Consider the following 19,242-nt stretch of genomic DNA (forward strand, 5'->3'; position numbering starts at 1 on the left):
AGAAACGGCGGCGCCGGAGCGCCGCCGCAAAGGTTCGGATTACTTCTTGGCCAGGATATTGGCGACGAAGTGGGCCTTGAGGCCGTCGTTCAGGATCGCCGGCATGCGCAGCTTGGCGCGGGTGGCGTACTGCTCGGTCGGGATCAGGCGGGCGACCTGCTCGGGGGTGAAGCTGGCGGCCGGATCGATATCGGTGCGGGCCGAACGCGAACCGTTGAGCGACAGCTTTTCGAGCTGCACGTCATGGCTCATCAGGAAGTCGAGCATCAGCAGGCCCGAAGCGGGATGCTCGCCATTGACCGGGAAGAATAGGCCGTCGCCGCCGCCAACCATGCCTTCGCTGAGCAGTTCCAGGCGAACCGTCGGGGGCAGCAGGCCGCGACCGGTGAAGTCATAGACCATGTCTTCCCAGGCGGTGCCGATCGAGCCGGCGCCGTTGGCGATCAGGTTGAGCGTATCGGAATTGCCGTTGGTCACTTCGACCGAGGGCAGGATGTCGGCGTAGTAATCCCACAGCGGCTTCATGCAATCGGCACCGGCGATGGCCGTAGCCTCTTCGGCGGTGATGTCCCACTTGGTGAAGGCGGCGGTGCAATCGGCGCCGGTCACCTTGGCGAAGGCGATGGCCTGCATGAAGCCGTCGCCCGAACCCCCGCCAGCCGGCGAGGTGACGATGAACTTGCCCGGATTGGCTTTGGCCCAGGTGGCCAGGGTATCGAGATCGGCCGGGACCTGGTCGGCCGGGATGGCGCGGGTATCATAGACGATGGCAGTCTGGTTGCGGTGGAACGGCAGGAAGGCGCCGCCATGCTGGATGCCGCTGGTGGAGGTGGCGATTTCGGCATTGATGCCGGGGCCGGCAGGCAGCACCTGGTTCAGCGGCACATTGGACATGACGCCGGCGCCGAGCAGCAGCGGAATACCGCCCGAAGACACGAAGTAGGCGTCGGCCGGAGCCTTGGCGCCGGCATTGTGGGCGGCGATGAGCTGCTGGTTGGCAGCGGCGCCTTCGCCACGGATATAGGAGACGGTGATGCCGTACTTGGTTTCAAATTCCGGGATCAGGTGTTCGGTGAACAGCGGGCCGAAGCTGTCGGTAAAGTCATAAAGGGTGACGCTGCCCTCTTTTTTGGCCAGGGGAACGATGACATCATAGAAATTCTCAGCCGTCAGCGTGCTGAGGTCGAACCCTGGATCGGTATTGAACGTATCCGATCCGACGGGCTCCACGGCGTAGGCGGTGGTGCTCAGAAGCAGGGCGATGGACGCCGTAAGCAAGGCTTTCATTGTTTCGTCTCCGCGTTGGGGGAAGGCTTGCGATCACTCGCAATATCTCCGGCACTCCGTTGCTCATTTTCCCGATGGAGCGGAGTGCCGGAAAGCACGTCTGGCATGGCTGCCAAAAGCTGGGCCGAGATGGCGGGCGCGGCGGCATAGACCACGGCGCCATGCTGCAGTCCGCCCGCCCCGATATAGTCAGCGGTGACGGCACCGGCGCAGGCGGCCAGGTACAGACCCCCCACCGCATCCCAGGGATTCATATGCGGCTCGACATAGGCATCGAGCCGTCCGGCAGCGACATGGGCCAGGCACAGCGCGCCCGCGCCCAGGCGGCGATATTCGGCGCCGGCCCGCACGATGCCGTCGACCATCGCGCCATTGAGCCCGGCATCGTGGCGGATCGAAAAGCCCAGCCCGATGACGGCCTCGCGGAAGTCCGGCTGCGCAGCGCAGCGGATCGGGCTGCCATTGAGGCGCGCCACGCGGTCGGGACCGGCCTGGAACAGCTCCCTTTGCAGCGGCTCCAGCGTCCAGGCGGCGATCGGCCGCCCGTTTTCGAGCAGCGCCAAAGCGACGCAGAAATAGCCCAGCTTGCGGGCGAAATTTACGGTACCGTCGATGGGGTCGATCAGCCAGGTATAGCCAGCCGCCAACAGCGCCCCGCCCAGTTCCTCGCCGATAAAGCCGTCTTCAGGAAATTGCGCCGCAATAGCCTCGCGCGCCATGCGCTCGACGGCGAAATCGGTCTCGCTGACCACGTCGCCCGGGCCCTTGCTGGTGACCTCGAGCGCAGCATTGTCGAAGGCAGCACGGGCGATATCGCCCGCCCTTGCCATGATGGTTTCGGCGATCAGCAGGCGTCGGTTCAGGCTCAAGATTGCACCATCGTGGTTTGGCGCACCACAAGGCGCGGCGGGCAGTAAAAAACGCCATCGGGGCTGCGAACCAGGCCCGACAGGGCGGCGGAGGGTTCGGCCGCGGCCTCGGTCTGGTGCGCCTCGATATGGCCGAGTACCCCCGCCACCATGACGTCGAGCCTTTGCTCGAACGTGGTCATGCGGTAGGGCGCCCAGGAGGAGGCAGGCAGATTATCGAAGCCGATCAGAGACAGTTCGGCCGGAAGCTTTGGGCCGTCGGCGCGCAGGCCATCGATAAAGCCGAGCGCAATAGCGTCGTTGGTGGAGAACACCGCGTCGGGCCGCTGCTGCGCGGGCAGCGCCAGCAGGCACGCGGCGCAAGCCTGGCCGGCATCGACGGTCATTTCGTCATTGTGCCACACCAGCGGGCGATGCCCTGCCGCGGCAAGTGCCTCGACAAACCCCGCCACACGGCGCGAACTAGCCCAGCTATCCTCGGGGCCAGCCAGCACCAGAAAGCGTTGGCGCCCTTCGGCCAGCAGGAGCGAAGCCGCCTGGCCGCCGCCGGCCGGATTGTCGGTCGCAATGGAGAACGCGCCCGGATGATTGCCTGGGCGATTGAGCGCGGCGAGGAACTGCCCACGCGACAGGATGGCCTCGGCGCGTGCCGGGGTGATCACGCCGGCCGTCACCACCACGCCGCGGGTGCGCCAACTGATGGTTTCGCCGAGCAGCCGATCGACCTCGTCGTCATTGTCGGCATAAAACAGCAGCGGCTGCAGGTGCCACTTTTCGAACGCCTTGAGCAGGTGCGACAACACCTGAGCGCGCCAATCGAAGCTCAACCGCGTGGTGATCACCGAGACCAGCGGCGCATCGCCAGTGACCATGCTGGCGGCCAGCGCATTGGGATGCCAACCCAGTTCCGCCGCCACCTTGAGAATGCGTTCGCGCGTCGCCGCCGCGATCCGGCCATTGCCGGTAAAGGCCCGGCTGACCAGGGCTTGGGACACATTGGCCGCCCGCGCGACATCGCGCGAGGTGACCGCATTGACGGCGCTGGAGCGGGCGCGAACCATCAGCGGCGAATCCCGGGGGGCGCAATGGTATTACGTATTACCATACCCACGTTGAAGTTGCCGCTCGTCATCTGCTACCGATCCTGCTTTGGATGGCTGCAGTCTTAGCGCCCTTCTGTGACAGTCTGGTTGCAGCCCGATAGAACTTTGAACCTGTTGTTCGGGCGTTATCTTTGACGACTGCTTGTTGCCGCCACGATCACATCCCATGTAGATAACGTGCAGCGGCGAAAGACTGTTACATAACTGTCATATTCGACCGCCAATGTCCGGCAAGCTGCACTGCGTCCGCCACCAAGGGGTTCATCCGATGGCCGAAACCGAGATCGCCACCACCATTGCGCCGGCCAGCACGCTGCCGGTCATCACGGCCGATCCGGCGGAAGTGGCGCGCATCAGCGACCAGATCAGCATTACCGACCGCGCCGGCATTTCGGTCTATGGCGACAATGCCCAGCAATCGGTGAGCAATTACGCCGATAAGATCCTCGGCGAAGTGCGCAATCGCGACCTTGGCGATACCGGCAAGCTTCTGACCGAAGTCATCCTAAAGGCCAGAAGCCTCGATCCGGCTTCGCTCAAGAACCAGAATTTCTTCTCCAAGATTTTCTCCTCGGCTCAGGCCCAGCTGGAAAAATTCAAGTCCGAGTTCGAAGACGTGGCCAGCCAGATCGACCGCATCGGCCTGGAGCTGGATCGCCACAAGGATACCTTGCGCCGCGATATCGCCGTGCTCGACGACCTGCATGAGGAAACCAAGGGCGCCATCCTGCGGCTCGATGCCTATGTGCAGGCCGGCAAGACGTTCGCCGAGAATTTCCGCACTGTCGAACTGCCCAAGCTCAAGGCCACGGCCGACGCCGCGGCGGCCAGCCAGGGCGGCGGCATGCTGGAAGCCCAGGCCTATCAGGACAGCGTGCAGGCGCTCGACCGGCTGGAAAAGCGCGTGTTCTATCTGCAGCAGGCGCGCCAGCTAGGCATCCAGCAATTGCCGCAGATCCGCATCGTGCAGGCGGGCGATGAAACGCTGATCGAAAACCTGCAGGCGACCTCGGCGCTGACCGTGCCGGCCTGGAAGCAGAAGATGGTGATCCTGCTCGGCCTGTCGCGCCAGCAATCGGCGCTCGAACTGCAAAAGACCGTCACCGACGCCACCAATACGATGATCCGCCAGGCCTCCGAAATGATGAAGGACCAGGCCATCGCCATCGAAGAGCAGGCCCAGCGCGGCATCGTCGATACCGAAACGCTGGCCCAGGCCAATCGCGACCTGATCGACACCATTACGGGCGTCATCAGGGTGCAGGAGGACGGCCGCAAGAAGCGGGCGCTGGCCGAGCAGCAGATGGAACAGATGACGGTCGAGCTCAAGAAGGCTTTGACCCAGGCCTGATGCGCACTCCCATGATGCGAGCGCTTTCCGCCGTCCTGCTGCTGACCATGGCGCTAGCCCTTGCGGCATGCGGCAAGAATGGTCCCGAATTCTCAATCGTTTCGGGCTCGGAAAATACCGTGATCGAGCCGATCGTGCAGGAATTCTGCGCCCAGCACGGCGCCACCTGCAGCTTCAAATATGAGGGCTCGCTCGATATCGGGCTGGCTTTGCAAAGCGCCGATGGCGTCGAGCAGGACGCCGTGTGGCCGGCCGCCAGCGTCTGGGTCGACATGTTCGACACGTCGCGGCGCGTCAAGCAGTTGACCTCGATCGCGCAGACGCCGGTGATCCTGGGCGTGCGGCGTTCCAAGGCCGAAGAGCTCGGCTGGGTCGGCAAGCCGGTCTATATGAAGGACATCCTCGCCGCAGTGAAAGATGGCAAGCTGAAGTTCCTGATGACCTCGGCGACGCAGTCCAATTCGGGCGCCAGCGCCTATCTGGCCATGCTGTCCAGTGCCAATTCCAGCCAGTCGGTGATCGAGCCGGGCGACTTGGATAATCCCACCGTGCAGGACACCGTCAAGTCGCTGCTGGCCGGGGTCGAGCGCTCGTCGGGCTCGTCGGGCTGGCTGGCCGATCTCTATGTCGATGCGGCCAGCAAGGGCACGCTCTACGACGCGATGTGGAATTACGAGGCCGTCCTCAAGGAAACCAATGACCGGCTGAAGCCGCTGGATCAGGAGCTGCTCTACGCCGTCTATCCGGCCGATGGCGTGGCTGTGGCGGATTCTCCGCTGGGCTTTGTCGATCATGGCCGCGGCGCCGATGTACAGACCTTCTTCAACGATCTGCTGGCCTATCTGCACACCGCGCCGATCCAGCAGCGCATTGCCGATACCGGACGACGCATTCCGCTCGGCGGCGTCACCGCCAAGCCCGAGCCGGACTGGAATTTCGATCCGACGCGGCTGGTGACGGCGATCCGCACGCCCGAGCCGGCGGTGATCCGCCAGGCGCTCGATCTCTATCAGGCCGCCCTGCGCAAGCCGTCGCTGACCGCCCTGTGCCTCGATTTCTCCGGCTCGATGGGTGGCGATGGCGAAACGCAGTTGCAGCAGGCCATGCAGTTCCTGTTCACGCCCGAACGCGCCGCCGAAGTGCTGGTGCAATGGTCGCTGGCCGACCGCATCATCGTCATTCCGTTCGATGGCTATGTGCGCGACACGCTGACCACCACGGGCGCCGAGGCCGACCAGGCCACCTTGCTCAGCGAAGTCTCGAGCCAGAGCGCCGATGGCGGCACCGACATGTATGCCTGCGCCAACGAAGCCCTCAAGGAAATCCAGAAGACGCCGAACCTGGGCAGCTACCTGCCGGCCATCGTCATCATGACCGATGGGCGCAGCGAGGGCGACAGCGCCGGCTTCATAGCGCAGTGGCAGGGCGTCACCCCGCATGTGCCGGTGTTCGGCATCACCTTTGGCGATGCCGAAAAGGGCCAGCTCGATACGCTGGCGGCGCAGACCTCGGCGCGCGTCTTCGATGGTGGCGCCGATCTTGCCGGTGCGTTCCGCGCCGCGCGTGGCTATAACTGATCCGATGACCTCCTGGCTCGGCAATGATGGCAATTGGATCGTGGCGGGCCTCGCCGCCGCGGTGCTGGTGCCCGTCCTGAGTTTCGGGCTCGGCGTGCCGTTCCTGGTCTCGGCCATCATCGCCGTGCCCGTGTTTGCCGGGCTCGTCGTGCTGCTGGCGCCACGAAAGCTATTCGAGGGAATGGATGTCAATGCGCTGGGCCGGGGCCGCGTCGCCTTCGCGCGCGATCTGCTCAATGAGGCGACGCCGTCCGCCGATCGGCTGCGCGCCGTGGCCGGGCGCATCGGCGACAAGGACATGACCGCCCGGGTCAAACACCTGGCCGATATCGCCAGCGACGTGTTCGCCCGCGTCGAAGCCAATCCGGATAGCGCCACCACGGTGCGCCGCTTCCTCAGCTACTACCTGCCACGGGCGGCCGAAGTGGCCGAAGGCTTTGCGGTGATCGAGGCCAAGCGGGCGCCTGACCAAACCCAGCTCGGCGAAGTGCGCTCGGTGCTGGTCAAGCTCGAGGACGCCTTCGTGCACTACGCCGATAGCCTGGCCGACGACGAGCTCGGCTCGCTCGATACCGATCTGCGCCTGATCCAGGCATCGCTCAAAGAGGACCTTAGACACTGATGGCACTGTCACGCCGCGCATTCGGATTGGGTCTTTTGGGATTGGGTGTCGCCAGCACCGGCGGCTATTTCGCCTTCAAGGACCAGCCGGGCCTGCAGGGGCTGCTGGGCAACCGCACGAGCCTCTTCGGCTTCATCGGCGGCGAGAAGCAGGCGTTTTTGGAAGACCCCGACGTGGTGCGGGCGATTGGGGGCTTTGGGCTGGAACTCGATGCCCGCGTCGCCGGTTCGGTGGAAATGGCGCGCGAGCCGGCACTGCTGTCGCAGAACCCGGCATTCCTCTGGCCGTCGTCCTCCATCATGGTCGACATCGCCAAGCAGAATGGCGTCAAGGTTCGCAACGACCAGGTGGTGCTCAATTCCCCCATCGTGGTCTATTCTTGGCAGCCGGTGGTCGATGGCCTGACCAAAGCCGGGCTTGTCACCGTGACGCCCGAGGGCCAGCACCAGCTTGATCTCAAGGCCCTGCTCGACGCGATCCTGGCCGATACCAACTGGTCGGTACTGGGCGTCGACGCGCTCTATGGCCGCGCCCGCATCGTCTCGACCGATCCGAACCGCTCCAATTCGGGCTTCATGTTCGCGGGCCTGGTGCTGAGCCTGCTGGCTGGCGATGTCGCCACGGCGGCCGACCTGACCCAATATGGCGAGCAGGTGCGGGCCGTCTTCCGCAATATGGGGTTCAAGTCGCCCTCGTCAGGCAAGCTGTTCGATCAATACCTGGCCGGTGGTCTCGGCGGCGAGCCGATGATCGTCGGCTACGAGAATCAACTGGTCGAATGGATCCTGGCCGATCCGGCGCGCTGGACCCGGGTGCAGTCGAGCACCGGCGCCAAGCCGGTCGTGCTCTATCCGCGCCCCACGGTCTATTCGGCCCATCCGTTGATCGTCATCGATCCGGCGGCCGACCGACTGCTCGAAGTGCTGACCACCCCGCGCCTGCAGGAAATGGCCTGGACCCGCCACGGCTTCCGCGGACCGCTGGGTACTTTCACCGGCACCGCCGACAGCGCCATCGCGGGGCTGTTGCCCGCCGAGATCGACGCCGTGCTGCCGATGCCCGATGCCAGCGTGATGCTGGCCATGCTGGCGCAATTCCCAAAATAATGGTGTAGCCGCAAGTATAGATCCCGCTGGCTGGTACGAACCGCCGGCCGAGCCGCCTAGTCCGCGTTGTACATTTGAGGTGGCCTACGGCGCTAAGTACGGGTAGTTGTCATCGAATGTTCACGTAGTGCCAAAATGTCGAAATCTACAAAAGTCGATAAAGAAGATGACCTGCAGACGACCATGCTCCGGCTGGCCGAACCCAACGTTTCGTCGCAAGATTTGCTGAAGGCGATCAAGAAACAGCATCCCAAAGCGTCCAAAAAGGACATTATCCATGCGGCGTTCTCCTCCCTGATTAGCGTTGCGGGCACCGACGACGGCAAGGCTGCTCGCCTGCACGATGCGGCGATGACCGAGCGCCAAGGTGGGTTGGGAGAATAGCTCAGCTATTAGCTCGCAGTTTTGCCTCCACGGCGCATCCCGCGACTAGTGGATGCTTGGAGCGCGCCTGCGCTATCACTAGCTGAGCCAGAGCATCGGTAGCCGTAGCCGGCAGTTTTAGAGCGACGGCCCCAACGTGCCTCCGGCGAAGTGCCCCGTCTTGGCAGTCTGGGCTACCAGCACAATTTCAAATTATAGATGGCTTCCTCCAGCCTTAAGGTTGAACTGCAGCGTCGCGTTTGAGCTGAGCAGTATCAGTCGAGCCCAGCGCAGTCTTGCCTTCCCTGGCAGTCGGATTTTAGGGGTAGGCTGACACAGTCTTACCTTTGTCCGCTTGCGTTTATGAATGGCGGGTTGTCGGCGCCAAGCGGCGGTCTCCATAGGACGGCAAATGGCGGCTTTTGGGTAATTAGAGTTGGCGCGTTTATGACCGAAATGGGGTCGTAGGCCGCCCTTCCGAGAGCCTTTGGGCAGCCCATAAAACCGACGACTTTAACGGTACGCACTCAGCCAGAGTCGCTTCAGGGCATGTCTTTAGATGGCACGGCTCTTTAGTCGCAATCTCAACTAACTGATCCCTACATGCAGCTGCAATTGACTCTACCTGCTGTAATTGCAACTTAGAGCAGGAGGATTTCATGAAAAAATTTATTGCTACATTTGCCAGTGGGCTAGTGCTCGGTTCTTTTGCTTTGCCGACTTTGGCTCTGGCGGACATGGACTGCAAAGACTTTCGCTCGCAAGAGGAGGCTCAGGCTTATTTCGATGCGCAAGGTCCGGGCGATCCTGACGGGTTAGATCGAGACAATGATGGTATTGCTTGTGAGACCTTGCCTTGAGGCCTTTTCCAGCTCGTCGATCCCGCCAAGCTTTATTGTCGCGCCACCACCGGCGGCAACTGGCAGGTCCCGCTGTCGCCATTGTTGTTCTTGTCAGTGGGATTTCAGCGCTCGTATCTGGGGCGCGCGAAGATAAGGGTTACGCGTCAGGGGCGTTGGCGCAGGATCGTGTCCCATAGCGTGGTGTAACTGAGGCTTGGCCTCCACGCTTTCCGGCAGTGCCGGGATGATCAGCGCGCTGGCACGGCCGGCAGGCTGACGAGCGGATCATCGCGCATCTGGCCGATGGTTTCCAGCGTCATGTATCTGGTGCGCTGCACGGCCCACTCATCGTTCTGTTCGAGCAGGATAGCGCCGACCAAGCGGGTGATGGCATCCTCATTGGGGAAGATGCCGACGACGTCGGTACGACGCTTGATTTCACCGTTGAGCCGCTCGATGGGATTGTTGGAGTGCAGCTTGGTGCGGTGTTCCTTGGGGAAGGTCATGTAGGCCAGCACATCATGCTCAGCCTGATCCATGATGGTGGCGAGCTTGGGCACCTTGGGGCGGATCTGATCGGCAACGGCACGCCATTGGGTGCTGGCAGCTTCGGCCGTCTCCTGTGCGAAGGCGGTGGCGATGAAGGCACTGGCGACCCGGCGGCCGCTCTTGCCTGCATGGGCAAGAACATTACGCATGAAGTGCACCCGGCAGCGTTGCCAGGTGGCGCACAATACCTTGGTCACCGAGGCCTTGATGCCTTCATGGGCGTCTGAGATCACCAGCTTGACCCCGCGCAGGCCACGCCGGGTCAGTTTGCGCAGGAACCCGGTCCAGATCGCCTCGGCTTCCGAGGTGCCGATCTGCATCCCCAGCACCTCACGCCGGCCATCGGCATTGACGCCGATGGCGATGATGACCGCGACCGAGACGATGCGCCCACCCTGGCGTACCTTGAGATAGGTGGCGTCGATCCACAGATAGGGCCAGTCCCCCTCGATGGGGCGATCAAGGAACACCTTCACCTTGTCGTCGATCTCCTCGCACAGCCGGCTCACCTGGCTTTTGGAGATGCCGCTCATGCCCATGGCCTTGACCAGATCGTCCACCGAGCGCGTCGATATCCCCTGGATATAGGCCTCCTGGATCACGGCGGTCAGCGCCTTCTCGGCCAGGCGGCGCGGCTCCAGGAACCCGGGGAAATAGCTGCCTTTGCGCAGCTTGGGGATGCGCAGTTCGACCGTGCCGGCACGGGTCTCCCAGTCGCGCTCCCGATAACCATTGCGCTGCGCCAGACGTTCGGCGCTCTTCTCGCCATAGCCGGCGCCGGTGGCGGCGCCGACCTCCAGCTCCATCAAGCGCTCGGCGGCAAAGCCGATCATCTCGCGCAGAATATCGGCGTCCGGGGTCTTCTCCACGAGCGCACGCAGGTTCATCATGGCATCGGTCATCGGTGGTCCTTCAGGTACAGGGTTGGTGTGAGCAACCCGACCCTACCGGAAATCCGTCGATGACCACCGATCAGCTACACCACGTCCAGGGACACGACCTGGCGCAGCAGGGGGTTGCTGTTGAATCGACCATCAAGTTCTCCATGTGTGGTTCGGCCCGGTACAGCTGCGTGGTAGACGGCGACACCATTTGGTTCGAGGGGCGAAATCTTCGCCTTCAATCCTATGATACACCGGAACCCTATACCGCGATCTGCGGAGGTTCGGCAGAGGTAGCGTTGGCTAAGAAGGCGAGTGCACGGTTGCTTGATCTTCTGAACACTAACGCTTTCACGGTGGAGACATTCGGCTTGGACGGAACTGGCAAGCGGACCTTGGCCACCGTCAGAGTCGGCGGACGTGACGTCGGCGATATCTTGATTAGTGAGCGACTGGCACGGCATTGGCCGGATGGCGACGAGTGGTGGTGCAGTTAATCGAGCCAATCGTGCCGATTCTGACGTTGCGCGAATATATCGTTGCCGGGATGCAGGTACAGGTCGGCTGCATGGGTGGATGCGGCCACCGGCATAAGATCGATTTTCAAAAGCTCATGGATATCTATGGCCCCGACATGGATGCGGTTGAAGCGCTGCGGGCCGGAACTCGCTGCCGTCATTGCGGTGCGGGTACGATGTTCGTAACCTACCCATATACTGGGTGACCCGACGTCAGTCTTCGAGCTCCGCGACCACAAGCAACGCAGCGAGATGACTGAGCAATCCAGTGGCAACACCGCATAACGGCAGCCACCAGCGCATGTCGTTTGCCAACACCGGCGTTAGGCACATTGCCGTCAGGGCAACAATCGCTGCCGCGTTGAGAAAAGCCGCAACCACCTTTCTCCGTTCATTCCGTGCATTTTTGCCAATGGCGTTCTCCTTCACGATGACAAGATAAGCCCTGATTGGCGGCAGAGGATTTGGGGGCTTGAGCGCAGGTGATGGCCATGAAGGACTTCGTTGACCGGCTTAGCGCCAATCTGTCAGAGCGCTATGTGTACTATCTGGAGACGTTGCTGGTGGACCTCTGGAGCGGGTCTGATCACCAGCGCCGCCTGATTGTGGTGATGATTTTCGAAGAGATCGAGGAAAAGACTGACCTCGCTATTTCTGAACACAGATTGGACGCCAACTAGATGTGCAATCTCTATGGCATGACCAGCAATCGGCAGGCCCTGATCGATCTGAACCGCGAACTATCGATCCTCGACAGTATTGGAAATCTTGAGCCCCAGCGCGGCATCTTCCCCGACTACTCAGCGCCGATTATCCGCAATTGGGACGGCGGGCAGCAATTGACCAAGGCCCGTTGGGGCATGCCGACGGCGTTCAACGTCATCAAGGCGAACGCCCAGAAGCGGGCCGACAAGCTGATTGCCAAGGGCAAAGAGGCAGATTTCGGGGCCCTGCTGGCCGCAGAGCCCGACGCTGGCGTCACCAACCTTCGCAATCTCGATAGCCCCCACTGGCGGCGCTGGACCGGTGTCGAGTCTCGCTGCTTGGTGCCGATGACCAGTTTCTCGGAAAACGAAGCCTTGCCGGATGGAAGCCATCCTCCGGTGTGGTTCGCTCTTGGCGATGATCGCCCGTTGGCGGTATTCGCTGGCGTGTGGACGACATGGACGAGCGTGAGAAAGGCCAAGGAAGGAGTCACCACCAACGACATCTTCGGCTTCCTGACCTGTGAGCCGAACGCTATTGTCGCCCCGGTTCATCCGAAGGCCATGCCGGTCATTTTGACGACTGAAGACGAGCGCGACGTATGGATGCGCGCGCCGTGGGCAGAGGCAAAGGTCCTGCAACGCCCACTGCCCGACGATGCGCTAATGATTGTCGCGCGAGGAGACCGAACGGGCGATGGGTCAGGACTAGAACTCTAGCCGAGCGGCCGGCTGTCTTATACTCATTAGCCGGAGCCTCGCGTATGCGGTTCGGCGTGTCGTCGACCCGGGGCATTTCGACCCAGTATTTTGCACCGCCTAATAACTTGAAAATGCAGGTTAAAAAACGCATGCAAAAATTTTGGTATTTGCACCGACGGCTCCCGACCCATTTCAGAAGTTAGAGAACGAATTCTATACTGCCTTAAGCGGCCATCGTCCACCTCACAGAGCAAGCTGCCTTAAGATCTATTCAATGTCTGGCCAGCATCGTGTGGACATTGTCTATTTTGACGACTGGGCTTGCGGTGGCGTACGCATTGTTGTCGAATCCGACACATTGGCGTTACAGTAGAGACGGTGCGAACGTGGAAAATAAGTATTGGTTTAGGTTTGTATATCTGCGACGACCACCCTGGATTGCTGAGCAGGAGTCCCCGAAGCGGCAAACCTTTCCAAAGCCGGTGGCATGGCAAGGGTGGGCAACGGTGGTTTTAACCGCGGTAATCTAGGCCGCCGGTGCAGCAGCATTCCTGGTTCATGTTCAATCCTTGTCAGAATGGCCTTGGCCCCTCGGCGTCGCGTGGTTTGCATGGGCAGGTGCTTGTTGGGGTGGTTTCCGTTTGGTTGTCGCGACGACACGTGACCCGAAATTTCCATGGAACAGCCATGAGCCCTAAGGGGTACAGTTAGTTCTGCGACTGCCGTTTTTAGTAGCGGCATGCCCACAACGGACAGGCCGCTTCCCACCCATTTCGACCTTCAGGCTTGGTGCATAAATCTTGATTTATGCAACGGCGGAAAGCCGATCCCATGTCGGACGTTAACGATGAGCGGCCACACCCTGCTGTAACGCGTCCTATATTTGCAGTCGCATCAGACACGACGGCTCGCCGAAGGTAAACGCGTCTTCGCTGTCTTTCCCGTGAAGGGCGACGCCCGCCATTTTCGCGACAATAACTCGCGCACGAGGCCTCCCTATTGGACGTCGCGTTCGAACTGCAGGGCGCCTCTCACAGGGACACGCCAAGGCTCTCGTCGAAGTATCCAGCCCTCGCGCACGGGGTGAAGGTCGCCTGGCGCATCGTCCAAGGAGCCGAGCATGACCGAAACCCGGTCACGATTGAGGTTGAACAGGCGAGTGCCACACTCTGGGCAGAAACTCCGCCCCACAAATGTGCGGATCAGACCCGTGACTGAGAAATTCTTGGCATGCCAGTCTGCGTAAGGCATTGCGTCGGCGCCGGTAGCCTTGCGGCACTCAAGGCAATGACAGATACCGACAACTATTGGCGAACCGCGTACCTCAAATCGCACTGCCCCGCATATGCATCCACCGTATCGGATGCGTCGGCCGTCTGGGCCGGTGCGTGGTCCTAAGTTTAGGACAGGGAAATCGGGTGGGTTAGTGCTCATAACGAATGGCCATGACCTTGCGTAATAGGACAAAACTTAGGGCAAATTTATCCGCTCGACCAGAAGCCCGGTTACAAAGCGCCGACGGATGGCCGAAGTGCCCATCGTGGTTGGCATCCACCACCCCTCGGATATACCAAACTGCCGCTGCTTAAAGAGCTGTGATGCTCACAATGAACAAGTCCCCATGTAAGATAAGGATGGTGCGTAAATCTTGATTTCTGCACCAGCTCGGCAAAGCAGGGATAATCCATGTCCGTAAAACGTATCGTTTCAAACATTGCCGCAAGTTCGGTCGATGAGGTTAGCAAATTCTACTCGGGCCTGTTCGGACTAAGCCTTGTTATGGATCATGGCTGGATCGCAACATTGGCATCGGACGAAGTCGCTCAAGCCCAAATAAGCATTGCCACGGAAGGCGGCTCCGGAACTCCGGTCCCCGATATTTCGATAGAGGTTGATGATGTCGATGCCGTCTACCAGCTCGCCGTAAATCTTGGTCTTCGCATCGAATATGAACTGACCAATGAACCCTGGGGGGTGCGGCGTTTCTATCTTTTTGATCCGACCGGAAAGCTTCTCAATGTACTGTCACACCAAAATAATGGGCAATAAAGTAGCGTTCCATAATGCATGTTACGCGGCTTACAGGGTAAGCATCATCTGGGTGGGTAATTTGTTGCCATGCGTCTCAAGGCCGGGCAGGGTTATGCCGAGAAGGCGAATAGCTTGGCACTCGGAAAAAACCCGACAAGTATGCTTTGTGCAAGGCCGCTGATCTGGTCCATATCGGAAATACGATCTTAGTCCTGCAGCCGACTGGTCACAGTCAAAACGCCGAATTGGCCACTGACCCCACAACACTTCGTAAGATCGACCGCAAATTTCTTTCTGGCAAACTCATCCAGCTAGAGCGGTTTGCTAACCATGTGCTTGGCGACGTGCGGATCTCATAGCGATCCAGCAATTCGCTCGACTGCACTCGCGCAGATGGTTCCACCCGGATAGGCATGGCAGCCCGGCGCAACTTCGACACGTTTCCTGCGTAACTATGGGTATGACCAAACCTGATGAGCAATCAGGCGGGCAGCCCTACGAGCTGTTCGTCTTCGCCCGCAGGCACAGAATAAAACTCGACCGTGCCCGCTGTATTATCGCCAAGTACGGAGCCGATCGGCCCGGTGCTGACGCTGCCGCCAAGGGCTTAGCCGAAAGTGATTTGTACGTGCCAATCGTTCGGTACTAGATGGCCCCATCGCCGGTCGGTGGAGTGCTGGGAGTGGCCCCACCGACTGCTGCGATTCCCAACGCACCACCCGTTCCACTAGCTCAACAAGGACTCTGTCGCGGAATGTGGTCAAGCCGTCAAATTTGACGCGCTACCGTTTTGCGCATTGACTCTCGACCTCGTGATGTTCCCTTTATGTTCTCTTATCGATCCCGATCAAGAGGCATCCCCCATGCACCGGCCAGCCTATGCCGAACTGGTCTGCGCTACCAACTTCACGTTCCTGCATGGGGCGTCTCACCCGTTTGAGCTGGTGGAAACAGCGGCTGCCTTGGGCCTCGTGGGGCTGGGCATCTGTGACCGCAATTCCTTCGCTGGCGTGGTCCGCGCCCATGTCGCCGCGCGGGACCTGAAAGACCGCTATCCCGAGTTCCGGCTGGTTGTCGGCACACGGCTGGCCTTCGATGATGGCACGCCCGACATCGTCGCCTATCCCACCGACCGCGATGCCTATGGACGGCTGAGCGCCCTGCTGACGCGCGGTAACCGGCGAGCGCCGAAGGGGCAGTGCTTCTTGCAATTGGGCGACCTGTTGGAGTTCGCCGCAGGCCAACTGCTGATCATCCTGCCCAACGAGCGCGACTTGCAGCGGGCACGGGACATTGCCATCACCCTCAACAGGGTTGCGCCCGGTCGGGTCTGGGTCGGCGCAACGGTCCGGTTCGAAGGCAAAGACCGTGCCCGGCTCAATCGGCTCCAAACGCTGTGCCGTGAGGTTGGCGTGCCGATGTTGGCGACCAACGATGCGCTTTACCATGACCGGGATCGGTCCATCCTGCAGGACGTGCTGACCTGCATCCGGCATGGCGTCACCTTGCAAAAGGCCGGGCGGCTATTGGCCCCCAATGGCGAGCGCTACATCAAAACGCCGATGGAGATGGCCCTGCTGTTCGAGGAACACCGAGACGCTATCGACGAGACGATCCGACTCCTGTCCCTCATCGACTTCTCCCTCGATCAGCTCAAATACATTTACCCGGAGGAGACCGTTGGCGATGGCGAAACCGCCCAGCAAACCTTGGAGCGACTGTCCTATCAGGGCGCGTCCTGGCGTTACCCATTGGGCATCCCCGAAAAGGTCACCAAGGGCTTGGCTCACGAGCTGGCCCTGATCGCGGAGATGAAATACGCGCCGTACTTTCTCACCGTGCAGGACATCGTCCGCTTTGCCCGGCAGGAACGCGGCATCCTCTGTCAGGGGCGCGGCTCGGCGGCCAATTCGGCGGTGTGCTTCTGCCTTGGCATCACCGAAGTCGATCCCATGCTGGTGGACCTGCTGTTTGAGCGCTTCGTCAGCACCGAGCGGGACGAGCCGCCCGATATCGACGTGGACTTCGAGCACGAGCGCCGTGAAGAGGTGATGCAATACATCTACCAAAAGTATGGCCGCCATCATGCCGGGCTGACAGCCGTGGTTACCACCTACCGTACCAAGGGTGCCCTGCGCGATGCTGGCAAGGCGTTTGGCCTGTCCGATGATTCCATTACCGCGTTGAGCAAACTCAACTGGGGTTGGGGCTCTAGTGACATGAGCGAACAGCGTATCCGCGCGGCGGGTATAAACCCCGACGATCCCACCATAGCCCAACTGCTAGAGGTGGTGAGGGCGCTGTATGGCTTCCCGCGTCATCTGTCGCAGCATGTTGGCGGCTTCGTCATCACCCGTGACCGACTGGACCATCTTATGCCGATTTCCAACGCGGCCATGGAGGATCGCACCGTCATCGAATGGAACAAGGACGATCTGGACGACCTCGGCATCCTCAAAGTTGATGTCCTGGCGCTAGGCATGCTGAGCTGCATCCGTCGCAGTTTCGATCTGATGAAGCAGCACTATGGCATGACCCTGACGCTCGCCACGGTGCCGCAGGAGGATGAGCGCACCTACAAGATGACCCATCGGGCCGACACTATCGGCGTGTTCCAGATCGAAAGCCGGGCGCAGATGTCGATGCTGCCACGCCTCAAGCCGTCCGAGTTCTACGATCTCGTCATCGAGGTTGCCATCGTGAGGCCCGGCCCGATCCAAGGCGACATGGTACATCCCTACCTCAAGCGCCGCCAAGGGCTGGAGCCGACGACCTACCCATCCCCGGAGCTCGAGCAGGTGCTCAAGAAAACCTATGGCGTGCCGCTGTTCCAGGAGCAGGCGATGAAGATTGCCATTGTAGCGGGGGGGTTCACGCCGGGCGAGGCCGACAAGCTGCGCCGGGCCATGGCAACCTTTAAGCGCACGGGCGGCGTCGGGCCATTCCGCGACAAGATGATCCGGGGCATGCTGGAACGGGGCTATACGCAGGACTTTGCCGAGCGGTGCTTCCAGCAGATCGAGGGCTTTGGCTCATACGGCTTCCCCGAAAGCCATGCCGCGTCCTTCGCGCTGCTGGTTTACGTGTCGTGCTGGATCAAATGCCACTACCCCGACGTGTTCGCCACGGCGCTGCTCAACAGCCAGCCGATGGGGTTCTATGCCCCGGCCCAGATCGTCCGCGATGCCCAGGAGCATGGGGTCGATATGCGCCCGGTCGATATCAACTTCTCCGATCTCGAAAACGTCATGGAGCACAGCAACGTCACCGGCGACTACATCGCGCCCCGCCATGCCGAAATGCGGGACGATATCTGGGGCACCCATGGGGTGCGGCTGGGGTTCAACCTGATCAAGGGCTTGCGAACGGAGCACGCCAACATCATCGTCGCACGACGGCGAGGCGGCTATGACAGCGTGCGGGACCTGTGGTTGCGCACCCAGCTATCGCCTGCCGTGCTGGAGGTGCTGGCCGAAGCCGATGCCTTCCAGTCCCTCGGCCTCAACCGCCGCGATGCGCTGTGGGCGACCAAGGGGCTGATCGGCACTGATGGGGCAGAGACCCTGCCGCTGTTCCGGTCAGCAGGCTTACCGGGCATGCGACAGGAAGCCGACTTCAATCTCCCGCCTATGCCGCCCGGCGAAGAGGTGATTCACGACTACCGCACCCTGTCGCTGTCACTCAAGGCACACCCGATGAGCTTCATGCGAGAGGAGCTACGGCGAAAAGGCATCGTGCCTGCCGACAATCTGCGCACCATTCAGCCGGGCCGCATGGTGACGGTTGCAGGACTCGTCTTGGTGCGGCAACGGCCCGGCACGGCAAGCGGGGTGATCTTCGCCAGCCTTGAGGACGAAACCGGGGTCGCCAACGTAATCGTCTGGCCTAAGGTATTCGAGGTCAACCGGGCGGTGGTGCTGGGGGCGCGGGTGATGGCCGTCAAGGGTCAACTCCAGCGCGAGGGCTTGGTGGTGCACGTTATCGCCAAAGAGTTCATCGACCTGACGCCGCAACTCCTCAAGATTGCCAACGGGCACGACATTGGCGAGGCGGTGATTGCCCGCGCGGACGAAGGCAAGACCGGCCCCCACGGCAGCCGCACCCGTGAGCGCGATCAGTATGCCGAACTACAGGCTCGCAAGGCGACGCTGGCGCTGCCTGCTGGCCGCAACTTCCATTGAGCCATGATCCTTCCAGCCAGCGCGACCACGCTCGACGCGTTCCGCATTAGCGGGCGCACTATCACGGCGTTCTGCACCAACTACTACCAGTGCTCGCACGACGGGGAGTTGCGACTGGAGGTGTTGGCTTTGCGCCTCGGCTGGCAGTTCGATTTCTTCGAGGGACGGGTTCATCTCGCCAGTCGTCTCTACTGTTCGCTCTGCGGTACCTACCATCCTACGTTTTCGCTGGGGCACGCTGGCAAGCCCTCGGGGTATGCCGGGACACATAGTGCCGGGTTTACGAGGTTGTCGCCCGAGGAGTCCGCCCGGCTCCAACTGGCCCGGCAGGTGGCGGCTAAGGATGAGTTACCGTGGGTCGGCGTCAGGAAGGGTGGGAGGAAGTTCGGGCGCTAGGCAGCGCCCTCTGCTGCAACGCTGTGCATGCTTAATGGCGGTCGAATGATCGGTCTTGCTACCAGTGGACTGCCCCCGGTTTGGCAGACATTTCCCAGCCTCACGCCGCGGCGCTTTCAAACGCCTCGGGACTGACGCCGCCAATATGGCTGTGGCGGCG

The 19,242-nt window shown here is 61.3% G+C and carries 18 protein-coding genes; 12 read left to right on the forward strand and 6 right to left on the reverse strand.

Features of this window, described 5'->3' with window-relative positions:
* Nucleotides 1-39: 39 nt before the first annotated feature.
* The 3 genes from ABIB57_RS25080 to ABIB57_RS25090 are packed head-to-tail and all read right to left on the reverse strand — an operon-like array spanning nt 40 to nt 3,217.
* A complete protein-coding gene (locus ABIB57_RS25080; RefSeq protein ID WP_354044071.1) occupies nt 40-1,287 on the reverse strand; it encodes an extracellular solute-binding protein in 1,248 nt (415 codons plus the stop codon).
* Nucleotides 1,284-2,156, reverse strand: a complete 873-nt coding sequence (locus tag ABIB57_RS25085) for an inositol monophosphatase family protein (protein WP_354044073.1) — start codon at nt 2,154-2,156, stop codon at nt 1,284-1,286. Before ABIB57_RS25085 ends, ABIB57_RS25080 begins: the two co-directional genes overlap by 4 nt.
* Nucleotides 2,153-3,217, reverse strand: coding sequence for a LacI family DNA-binding transcriptional regulator (locus ABIB57_RS25090; protein WP_354044074.1), 1,065 nt, complete (start codon nt 3,215-3,217; stop codon nt 2,153-2,155). Before ABIB57_RS25090 ends, ABIB57_RS25085 begins: the two co-directional genes overlap by 4 nt.
* A gap of 310 nt (nt 3,218-3,527) precedes the next feature.
* Between ABIB57_RS25090 and ABIB57_RS25095 the strand changes: the two genes are divergently transcribed.
* The 6 genes from ABIB57_RS25095 to ABIB57_RS25120 all read left to right on the forward strand — a co-directional run bounded on the left by ABIB57_RS25095 (nt 3,528) and on the right by ABIB57_RS25120 (nt 9,138).
* Nucleotides 3,528-4,610 carry a toxic anion resistance protein gene (locus tag ABIB57_RS25095; protein ID WP_354044076.1) on the forward strand — a complete coding sequence of 361 codons (1,083 nt, stop codon included), beginning with the start codon at nt 3,528-3,530 and terminating at the stop codon, nt 4,608-4,610.
* Between the two features lie 14 nt (nt 4,611-4,624).
* Nucleotides 4,625-6,187 (forward strand): substrate-binding domain-containing protein, encoded by a 1,563-nt coding sequence (locus ABIB57_RS25100; RefSeq protein WP_502914479.1) that lies wholly within the window; start codon nt 4,625-4,627, stop codon nt 6,185-6,187.
* Nucleotides 6,188-6,191: 4 nt separating this feature from the next.
* Nucleotides 6,192-6,809 (forward strand): 5-bromo-4-chloroindolyl phosphate hydrolysis family protein, encoded by a 618-nt coding sequence (locus ABIB57_RS25105; RefSeq protein WP_354044077.1) that lies wholly within the window; start codon nt 6,192-6,194, stop codon nt 6,807-6,809.
* Nucleotides 6,809-7,915 (forward strand): hypothetical protein, encoded by a 1,107-nt coding sequence (locus ABIB57_RS25110; RefSeq protein ID WP_354044078.1) that lies wholly within the window; start codon nt 6,809-6,811, stop codon nt 7,913-7,915. Before ABIB57_RS25105 ends, ABIB57_RS25110 begins: the two co-directional genes overlap by 1 nt.
* A gap of 135 nt (nt 7,916-8,050) precedes the next feature.
* Nucleotides 8,051-8,299 carry a hypothetical protein gene (locus ABIB57_RS25115; protein ID WP_354044080.1) on the forward strand — a complete coding sequence of 83 codons (249 nt, stop codon included), beginning with the start codon at nt 8,051-8,053 and terminating at the stop codon, nt 8,297-8,299.
* Nucleotides 8,300-8,937: 638 nt separating this feature from the next.
* The gene (locus ABIB57_RS25120) at nt 8,938-9,138 is read left to right on the forward strand and encodes an excalibur calcium-binding domain-containing protein (RefSeq protein ID WP_354044081.1); all 201 of its coding nucleotides are present in this window, start codon (nt 8,938-8,940) and stop codon (nt 9,136-9,138) included.
* Nucleotides 9,139-9,368: 230 nt separating this feature from the next.
* Here the strand turns inward: ABIB57_RS25120 and ABIB57_RS25125 are convergent, their stop codons facing one another.
* Nucleotides 9,369-10,571, reverse strand: a complete 1,203-nt coding sequence (locus ABIB57_RS25125; RefSeq protein WP_354044083.1) for an IS256 family transposase — start codon at nt 10,569-10,571, stop codon at nt 9,369-9,371.
* A gap of 59 nt (nt 10,572-10,630) precedes the next feature.
* Between ABIB57_RS25125 and ABIB57_RS25130 the strand changes: the two genes are divergently transcribed.
* Nucleotides 10,631-11,047, forward strand: coding sequence for a thermonuclease family protein (locus ABIB57_RS25130; RefSeq protein WP_354044084.1), 417 nt, complete (start codon nt 10,631-10,633; stop codon nt 11,045-11,047).
* Nucleotides 11,048-11,058: 11 nt separating this feature from the next.
* On the forward strand, nt 11,059-11,274 hold the full coding sequence (locus tag ABIB57_RS25135) for a hypothetical protein (protein WP_354044085.1): 216 nt from the start codon (nt 11,059-11,061) through the stop codon (nt 11,272-11,274).
* A 7-nt stretch (nt 11,275-11,281) separates the two neighbouring features.
* Here ABIB57_RS25135 and ABIB57_RS25140 read toward each other — a convergent pair whose 3' ends face one another.
* The gene (locus tag ABIB57_RS25140) at nt 11,282-11,497 is read right to left on the reverse strand and encodes a hypothetical protein (protein ID WP_354044087.1); all 216 of its coding nucleotides are present in this window, start codon (nt 11,495-11,497) and stop codon (nt 11,282-11,284) included.
* Between the two features lie 62 nt (nt 11,498-11,559).
* Here ABIB57_RS25140 and ABIB57_RS25145 point away from each other — a divergent pair, with 62 nt between their 5' ends.
* A complete protein-coding gene (locus ABIB57_RS25145) occupies nt 11,560-11,748 on the forward strand; it encodes a hypothetical protein (protein WP_354044088.1) in 189 nt (62 codons plus the stop codon).
* Nucleotides 11,749-12,492: an SOS response-associated peptidase gene (locus ABIB57_RS25150; RefSeq protein ID WP_354044089.1), complete on the forward strand. Its 744-nt coding sequence runs from the start codon at nt 11,749-11,751 to the stop codon at nt 12,490-12,492. It begins immediately after the preceding gene.
* A gap of 978 nt (nt 12,493-13,470) precedes the next feature.
* Here the strand turns inward: ABIB57_RS25150 and ABIB57_RS25155 are convergent.
* Nucleotides 13,471-13,908 (reverse strand): GFA family protein, encoded by a 438-nt coding sequence (locus tag ABIB57_RS25155; protein ID WP_354044090.1) that lies wholly within the window; start codon nt 13,906-13,908, stop codon nt 13,471-13,473.
* Between the two features lie 252 nt (nt 13,909-14,160).
* Between ABIB57_RS25155 and ABIB57_RS25160 the strand changes: the two genes are divergently transcribed.
* Together ABIB57_RS25160 and ABIB57_RS25165 are read left to right on the forward strand one after the other, a co-directional pair.
* The gene (locus ABIB57_RS25160) at nt 14,161-14,523 is read left to right on the forward strand and encodes a VOC family protein (RefSeq protein WP_354044092.1); all 363 of its coding nucleotides are present in this window, start codon (nt 14,161-14,163) and stop codon (nt 14,521-14,523) included.
* 845 nt (nt 14,524-15,368) lie between these two features.
* Nucleotides 15,369-18,686, forward strand: coding sequence for an error-prone DNA polymerase (locus ABIB57_RS25165; protein ID WP_354044093.1), 3,318 nt, complete (start codon nt 15,369-15,371; stop codon nt 18,684-18,686).
* Nucleotides 18,687-19,242 lie beyond the last annotated feature (556 nt).

This window comes from Devosia sp. UYZn731 (assembly GCF_040546795.1).
Lineage (GTDB): Bacteria > Pseudomonadota > Alphaproteobacteria > Rhizobiales > Devosiaceae > Devosia.

Excerpts from the sequence above, each read along its gene's own strand:
- ABIB57_RS25080 (WP_354044071.1), bottom strand. The coding sequence starts at position 1,287 with ATGAAAGCCTTGCTTACGGCGTCCATCGCCCTGCTTCTGAGCACCACC.
- ABIB57_RS25090 (WP_354044074.1), bottom strand. The coding sequence starts at position 3,217 with ATGGTTCGCGCCCGCTCCAGCGCCGTCAATGCGGTCACCTCGCGCGAT.
- ABIB57_RS25095 (WP_354044076.1), top strand. The coding sequence starts at position 3,528 with ATGGCCGAAACCGAGATCGCCACCACCATTGCGCCGGCCAGCACGCTG.
- ABIB57_RS25100 (WP_502914479.1), top strand. The coding sequence starts at position 4,625 with ATGCGAGCGCTTTCCGCCGTCCTGCTGCTGACCATGGCGCTAGCCCTT.
- ABIB57_RS25105 (WP_354044077.1), top strand. The coding sequence starts at position 6,192 with ATGACCTCCTGGCTCGGCAATGATGGCAATTGGATCGTGGCGGGCCTC.
- ABIB57_RS25110 (WP_354044078.1), top strand. The coding sequence starts at position 6,809 with ATGGCACTGTCACGCCGCGCATTCGGATTGGGTCTTTTGGGATTGGGT.
- ABIB57_RS25115 (WP_354044080.1), top strand. The coding sequence starts at position 8,051 with ATGTCGAAATCTACAAAAGTCGATAAAGAAGATGACCTGCAGACGACC.
- ABIB57_RS25120 (WP_354044081.1), top strand. The coding sequence starts at position 8,938 with ATGAAAAAATTTATTGCTACATTTGCCAGTGGGCTAGTGCTCGGTTCT.
- ABIB57_RS25125 (WP_354044083.1), bottom strand. The coding sequence starts at position 10,571 with ATGACCGATGCCATGATGAACCTGCGTGCGCTCGTGGAGAAGACCCCG.
- ABIB57_RS25130 (WP_354044084.1), top strand. The coding sequence starts at position 10,631 with ATGACCACCGATCAGCTACACCACGTCCAGGGACACGACCTGGCGCAG.
- ABIB57_RS25145 (WP_354044088.1), top strand. The coding sequence starts at position 11,560 with ATGAAGGACTTCGTTGACCGGCTTAGCGCCAATCTGTCAGAGCGCTAT.
- ABIB57_RS25150 (WP_354044089.1), top strand. The coding sequence starts at position 11,749 with ATGTGCAATCTCTATGGCATGACCAGCAATCGGCAGGCCCTGATCGAT.
- ABIB57_RS25155 (WP_354044090.1), bottom strand. The coding sequence starts at position 13,908 with ATGAGCACTAACCCACCCGATTTCCCTGTCCTAAACTTAGGACCACGC.
- ABIB57_RS25160 (WP_354044092.1), top strand. The coding sequence starts at position 14,161 with ATGTCCGTAAAACGTATCGTTTCAAACATTGCCGCAAGTTCGGTCGAT.
- ABIB57_RS25165 (WP_354044093.1), top strand. The coding sequence starts at position 15,369 with ATGCACCGGCCAGCCTATGCCGAACTGGTCTGCGCTACCAACTTCACG.